The 7081-nt window shown below is 69.5% G+C and carries 1 protein-coding gene; it reads right to left on the bottom strand.

Annotated features, from left to right (window positions below; all coding sequences use genetic code 11):
* Positions 1–7081 (bottom strand): amino acid adenylation domain-containing protein (locus ACWD3H_RS47245; RefSeq protein ID WP_451959741.1); only part of this gene is annotated, 7081 nt, incomplete at both ends.

Below are 7081 nucleotides of genomic sequence, written 5' to 3'. Positions count from 1 at the left end.
CGCGAAGCACGGCCTCGATCTCGCCCGGCTCGATCCGGAACCCGCGCACCTTCACCTGCTCATCGACACGACCCCGAAACTCCAGCTCACCATCGGCGTTCCACCGGGCCAGATCCCCCGTGCGATACATCCGCGACCCACCTGGGGCAGCCACGAACCGCTCCGCGGTCAAACCCGGCCGCCCCAGATACCCCCGCGCCACCCCCGCGCCTGACAGATACAACTCACCCGCGACCCCCGGGGCGACCGGGCGCAGGGCCGCGTCCAGCACGTGCAGGCCCATGCCGGCCATCGGGCCACCGATCGGCACACTGTTCCCCCCGAAATCGGCCGCGACCTTGTGACGAGCCGCGAAGGTCGTGGCCTCCGTCGGCCCATACCCGTTCACCACCGTGATCGAGGGGTGGGCCTGCCGCACCCGCACCACGGCCGACGGGGAGATCACATCCCCGCCGGCCCACACCTGCGACACCCCGGCCAGCGCCTGCAGATGATGCTCGGCCACCACCGCCAACAACCCCGCCGTCAACCACACAGCGGTGATGTCGTGGTCGACCACCGCCCGCATCACCGCCGCGGTGTCAACCGCGTCCTCTGCCACCACCACCGTGCCGCCGCCCAGCAGCGGCACCCACACCTCATAGGTCGAGGCATCGAACACCTGCGGCGAATGCCACAGCACCCGCTCATGACCGGCCGCGAAACACTCATCCGCCGCCAACGCCACAACGTCACCGTGCGTGACCAGCACGCCCTTCGGCACACCCGTCGACCCCGAGGTGTACATCACATACGCGCCACCGGCCGACCCCACCGGTACGGCGGGCTCCACCTCCATAGCCGCCGTACCGCCCAACTCCGGCAAGGTCTCCAGCACCAGCACCGGACGGCAGTCATCGATGATCGTCCGACGGCGGGCCGGTGGATACTCCGGATCCACCGGCACATACACCCCACCGGCCTTGAGCACCCCCAGCATCGCCACAATCAGATCCGCGGAACGCGGCATCAGCAGAACCACCCGCGACTCCGCCCGCACCCCATGCTCGACCAGCCACCCGGCCAGACGATCCGACCGCTCCCCCAACTCCTGGTAGGTCAGCTCACGATCACCATGACGCACCGCCGGCCCAGCCGGGTCCTGCGCCGCCACCATCTGCGGCACCGTCGACACCGGCACCCGCTGCCCGCTCACCGACCACCGCTCCAGGTCCTCACGCTCGGCGCCGGTAAGGATCTCAGCCCGGCTGACCGGTGCGTCCGGGTCGGTGGTGACCGCCTCCAGCAACCGCACCCACCGATCCATCATCCCCTTCACCGTGCCCGCGTCGAACAGATCGGTGGCGAACTCCGCCCAGCCGACAATCCCCGCAGCGCCACCGTCCTGTTCGGCGCGTTCGAGCACGTTGATGGTCAGATCAACCCGCGACACCCCCGTGTGCACCGACTCGTCGATCACCCGCACACCCGGCAGCTCGAAGTCACCCGCCGGCGCGTTCTGTAATGCGAACATCACCTGGAACAGCGGGTGATGCGATGTGGAGCGCCGCGGGTTGAGCTCCTCCACCAAATACTCAAACGGCACATCCTGCTGCGCATACGCCGCCAGATCCGACTCCCGCACCCGCTCAACCAGTTCCGCGAAGGACGGATCACCGGAGGTGTCGGTACGCAACACCAGCGTGTTGACGAAGAACCCGACCAGATCGTCCAGCGCGTCATCGGTCCGCCCGGCAACCGGCGACCCCACCACGATGTCGCTACCCGCGCCAAGCCGGGTGAACAGCGCCGCCAACGCCGCCTGCAACACCATGAACACCGTCGCGCCCGTGCTCTGCGCGATCCGCCGGACTCGCTCCTGCAGATCGGGGCTGATCTCGAACCGGACCGCGTCGCCGCGGTACGACGCCACCGCCGGGCGTGGCCGGTCGGCCGGCAGTTCCAAGCGCTCCGGCAACCCGGCCAGCCGCTGCCGCCAATGGCCCAGCTGCTCGCTGAACAGACTGCTGCCGTCGGTCTCGTCACCGAGCAGCCGCCGCTGCCACAGCGTGTAATCCACATACTGCACCGCAAGCGGCTCCCACACCGGAGCCTCACCCTCGCTGCGCGCCGCATACGCCGCCACCAGATCACGAGTCAGCGGACCCATCGACCAGCCATCGGCCGCGATGTGATGCAGCAGAACCAGCAGCACCACCTCCTCGGCACCGATCCGGAACACCTCGCCACGAACGGGCATCTCGGCGGACAGGTCGAAGCCATAGCGGGCAGCCGCGTTGACGCGGTCGCTCACCTCATCGGCGGCAACGTCCACCACCTGCCACGGCACCGATGCCCGGGGCAGGACGACTTGCCGCGGTCGGCCGTCCACCGTGGAGAAGACGGTCCGCAGGGACTCGTGGCGGGCCACCACATCGTCCAAGGCCCGGTGCAGGGCGTCGATGTCCACCTGACCGGTCAGGCGCAGGGTCAGCGGCATGTTGTAGGTCGCCGAACGGCCCTCCAACTGGTGCAGGAACCACAGCCGCTGCTGAGCGAACGACAACGGCAGCACGTCGGGGCGGGGCTGGGGCACGAGCCGGTCCCGGGCCTGGCCTGCCGCCTCGATCTGCGCGGCCAGCCCGGCCACCGTCGGGGTCTCGAACAGCGCCCGGATCGGCACCTCCACTCCCAGCACGGTCCGGATACGGCTGACCAGACGCGTGGCCAGCAGCGAGTGACCACCCAAATCGAAGAAACCGTCGTCCACACCCACTCGCGGGACACCGAGTACCTCGGCGAACAAGCGGTTCAAGGTTTCCTCGGTGCCGGAGCGGGCGGCGCGGAACGTCCTGGACGTGAAGGTGGGGGCCGGCAGGGCCTTGTGGTCGAGCTTGCCATTGGGGGTCAGCGGGATCACGCCGATCGGCACCACCGCGGCCGGGACCATGTACTCGGGTAGTCGCTCGGCCAGATAACCACGCAGACCGGCCACGACCGCGTCCACGTTCCGGGCCGCCAAAGGGTCGTTCGCCGAGGTGTCCGCCACGCGGCAGGTGCCGGTGAGCCGCGATGTGTCCTCCGCGACGAGCAGGACGGCGTCGAAACGATCCGGCCCTTCCGCCGCCCAGGTGGTCACGACCCGATACCCGTGCTCGGCACCCCAGGCATGCACCTGTTCGGGGTCCACCCCGTCGCTGCCGAGGCGGGCGTTGGACAAGCCGGTTACCCGTACCGGAAGGATCGCGACCTCGTCCAGAGAGGTGACGACCGGCAGATCCGCGACGTCGAGCACGGCCACGCCGGAGTGGTGCAGAGTGACCTCGTACCGATGACAGGTCAGCTCATTACGGTCCCTCCCCCGCTTGAGCCTGACCTCCGCCGAAAAGCCGTTCTCGGCGGCCCACCGCTGGAACCAGCCCGGCTCCAGCAACAGCTCCTTCTCCACCAGAACCGCGTGATCGACCGCCGCCTGGATCATCGCTGCTGAGGCGTGCGCAAGCCTGGCCCGCTGAACCTGCTCCTGCAGGAGCCGGAGGGTGCCGTGGCGGCGGACGTCGCCGACCACGATCCGGCCACCCGGGGCGAGCAGGCCGGCGAGCCGGCCGAGGACCTGGGCCAGATACGCCGCGGACGGGAAGTACTGCACCACCGAGTTGATCACAATCGTGTCGAAGTGCTCGGCGGGCAAAGCGGTGACGTCATCGGCGGGCCGGCAGGACAGGTGCACCTGCGGCCAGGTGGCGGTCAGAGCGGTCAGCCGCGCGATCGCCTGCGCCGAGAAGTCCGTGGCCCAGTACTCGCTCACCTGCGGCGCGATCCGAGACAGCAGCAGACCCGATCCCACCCCCACCTCAAGCACCCGCTCCGGAGCGTGAACCAGGACGTTACCGACCGCGTGATCACGCCAGGCTCGCATCTCCTCCAATGGAATCGCATCCCCGGTGATGCTGGAGTCCCAGCCGGTGAACTCATCACCCCAGTCCACCCCCGACGACGCGGCGGCATAAGCGGACTCGTAGATGTCACGCCACTCACCGACCTGCTCACCCGCCGCGCCATCCTCGACGGCATCGGTGGCCGGGACGACGTAACCCACCAGGCGGCGCTCACCCGGCTGATCCTCGCGCGCGATCACGACAGCGTCGGACACGGCCGGATGCTCCCGCAGCACGGTCTCGATCTCGCCCGGCTCGATCCGGAACCCGCGCACCTTCACCTGCTCATCGGCACGACCCCGAAACTCCAGCTCACCATCGGCGTTCCACCGGGCCAGATCCCCCGTGCGATACATCCGCGACCCGGCGGGGCCGTAGGGGTCGGCGACGAACCGCTCACCGGTGAGACCGGGCCGGTTGAGATACCCCCGGGCCACCCCCGCACCGGCCGCGTACAACTCCCCCACCACACCCGGCGGCACCGGACGAAGCCGCTCATCCAGCACATACACCCGGGTGTCCAGCACCGGATGCCCGATCGGGGCGACCGGGCCGCTGAGCGGACCGCTCATCGACACGCACACCGTCGACTCCGTCGGCCCGTAGGCGTTCACCACCACACGATCCCGCGACCAGCGCTCCGCCAGCTCCGGCGGACAAGCCTCACCCGCCAGCACCACCACACCCAGCTCCGCCGGCTCAGCCGGCGCGACCGTGGCCAGCACCGACGGCGGCATCGTCACATGAGACACCCGACCCGACATCAACGCCCCGCCAAGCGCCTCACCCACCAGCGCCTGGCCGCCCGGCGGCACCACCAGCACCGCCCCCGACCCCAGCGCCATCACCAGCTCCCACACCCATGCGTCGAAACTCGGAGAAGAGAACTGCAACACCCGTGAGGTCGAGTCCACCCCCAGCCGCTGCGCCTGCGTCATCGCCAACGCCGCCAACCCCCGATGCGAGACCACCACACCCTTCGGCACACCCGTCGACCCCGAGGTGTAGACCACATACGCCGCCCGCGACACCACCCCGGCACCAACCGGCGCCCCGGCCGGCGCGGCAGCAGGGCAGGCTGAGACATCCGGCAAACCATCCCGCAACACCACCACCGGATCCGCATCAGCCAGCATGAACTCCCGCCGCTCAACCGGATAACCCGGATCCACCGGCACGAACACCCCACCGGCCTTGGCCACCGCCAAGACAGCGACCACCAGCTCCACCGACCGCGGCAACACCAACGCCACCCGCGACTCCACCCCGACGCCCTGCGCACCCAGCCAATACGCCAGCCGATCCGACCACTCCTCCAACTCGCCGTACGACAGCGACCGCTCCCCCGACTCGATCGCGGTAGCAGCCGGGTCATGACCGGCGACCAGAGCAGGCAGGTCCCGCGGCGCCACCACCGCCTCCAGCGCCCGCGGCACGAGCCGGGCCCGCTCACCCTCCGACAGCAGCTCCACTTCACCGATCCGCAGCCACGGGGCAGCCACCACCGCCTCCAGCAACCGCACCCACCGCCCCACCAGCACATCCACCGTGCTCGGATCGAACAACTCCGCGGAGAACTCCACCGATCCCGCCACCCCGGCCGGGCCACCCCGTTCATCCGATATCTCGGTGAGCGAGAACAACAGATCGAACCGGGCAGTACCGGTACCGACGAAAAGGGGTTCCACCCGCAGGCCGGGCAGCGCGAACGCCGATCGGGGCGTGTTCTGCAACACCAACGCGACCTGGAACAACGGGTGGTACGCGGTGGTGCGCTGCGGGTTCAGCACCTCCACCAGGTGCTCGAACGGCACATCCTGATGGGCATACGCCGAAAGACTGGTCTCGCACACCCGCCCCAGCAGCTCAGCGAAGCTCGGATCGCCACTGGTGTCGGTGCGCAACACCAGCGTGTTGACGAACAACCCGACCAGATCCTCCAGCGCCTCGTCGGTACGCCCGGCGATACCGCCCCCCAGCGGGATGTCGCTGCCGGCCCCCAACCGGGTCAGCAACGCCGCCATCGCCGCCTGCAACACCATGAACACCGTCGCACCCGACCGCCGCGCCAAACCGACCACTCCGGCATGCAGTCCCGCCGGAAGCTGGAAGGTCAGGTTCCCCCCGGTGTAGGAGGCCACCACCGGACGCGGCCGGTCCACCGGCAGATCCAACCGCTCGGGCAACCCGGCCAGCTGCTCGGTCCAATACGCCAACTGCCGACCGAACCGGCTGGCGGGGTCGGCGTCACCACCCAGCACCTCCCGCTGCCACAACGTGTAATCGGCGTACTGGACCGGCAACGGCACCCACCTCGGGGCCTCACCCGCGCAGCGAGCGGCATAGGCGTGCACCAAATCCCGCGCCAGCGGCGCCAACGACCACCCATCACCCGCGATGTGATGCATCAGGACGAGCAGCACCGACTCTCCGGGGGCCGTGACGAACAGGTCGGCACGCACCGGAATTTCCTTACCAAGCACAAAACCGTACCGGGCGGCCTGGGACAAGGCGGCATCCAGCTCATCGGGCATGACGGTGTGCACCTGCCAGCCGACGGAGCTCCCGGCGGCCGGGAGAATCCGCTGCACCGGGCGGCCGTCCACCTCGGGGAAGACGGTGCGCAGCGACTCGTGCCGCGCCACCACGTCATCCAGCGCGGCGCGGACCGCCGCCTGGTCCAAATCGCCGGTCAGCTTCAGCGTCAGCGGCATGTTGTACGTCGGCGACGGGCCCTCCAGCTTGTGCAGGAACCACAACCGCTGCTGCGCGAACGACAGGGGCAGGGCGTCGGGGCGTTCCCGGCGAGTCAGGGCCGGGCGGGTCCGGCCGCCGCTGTGCTCGATGTGGCGTGCCAGGCCGGCGACCGTCGGGGTCTCGAACAGCGCCCGGATCGGCACCTCCACCCCCAGCACGGTCCGAATACGGCTGACCAGACGGGTCGCCAGCAGGGAGTGGCCGCCCAGATCGAAGAAGCTGTCCTCCACCCCCACCTCGGTGAGGTCGAGCACATCGGCGAACAACCCGCACAGGACTTCCTCCCGCGCAGTCCGCGGACCACGGCCACCCGTGGTGGAGAACTCCGGGTCGGGCAGGGCCTTGCGGTCGAGCTTGCCGTTGACGGTCAGCGGCAACTCCGCCAAAGCGGTGACCGCGGCCGGGAC

This window comes from Streptosporangium sp. NPDC002607, assembly GCF_053592655.1.
Note: the sequence above shows the minus strand (reverse complement) of the source record. Positions and strands in the feature narration are given on the sequence as shown.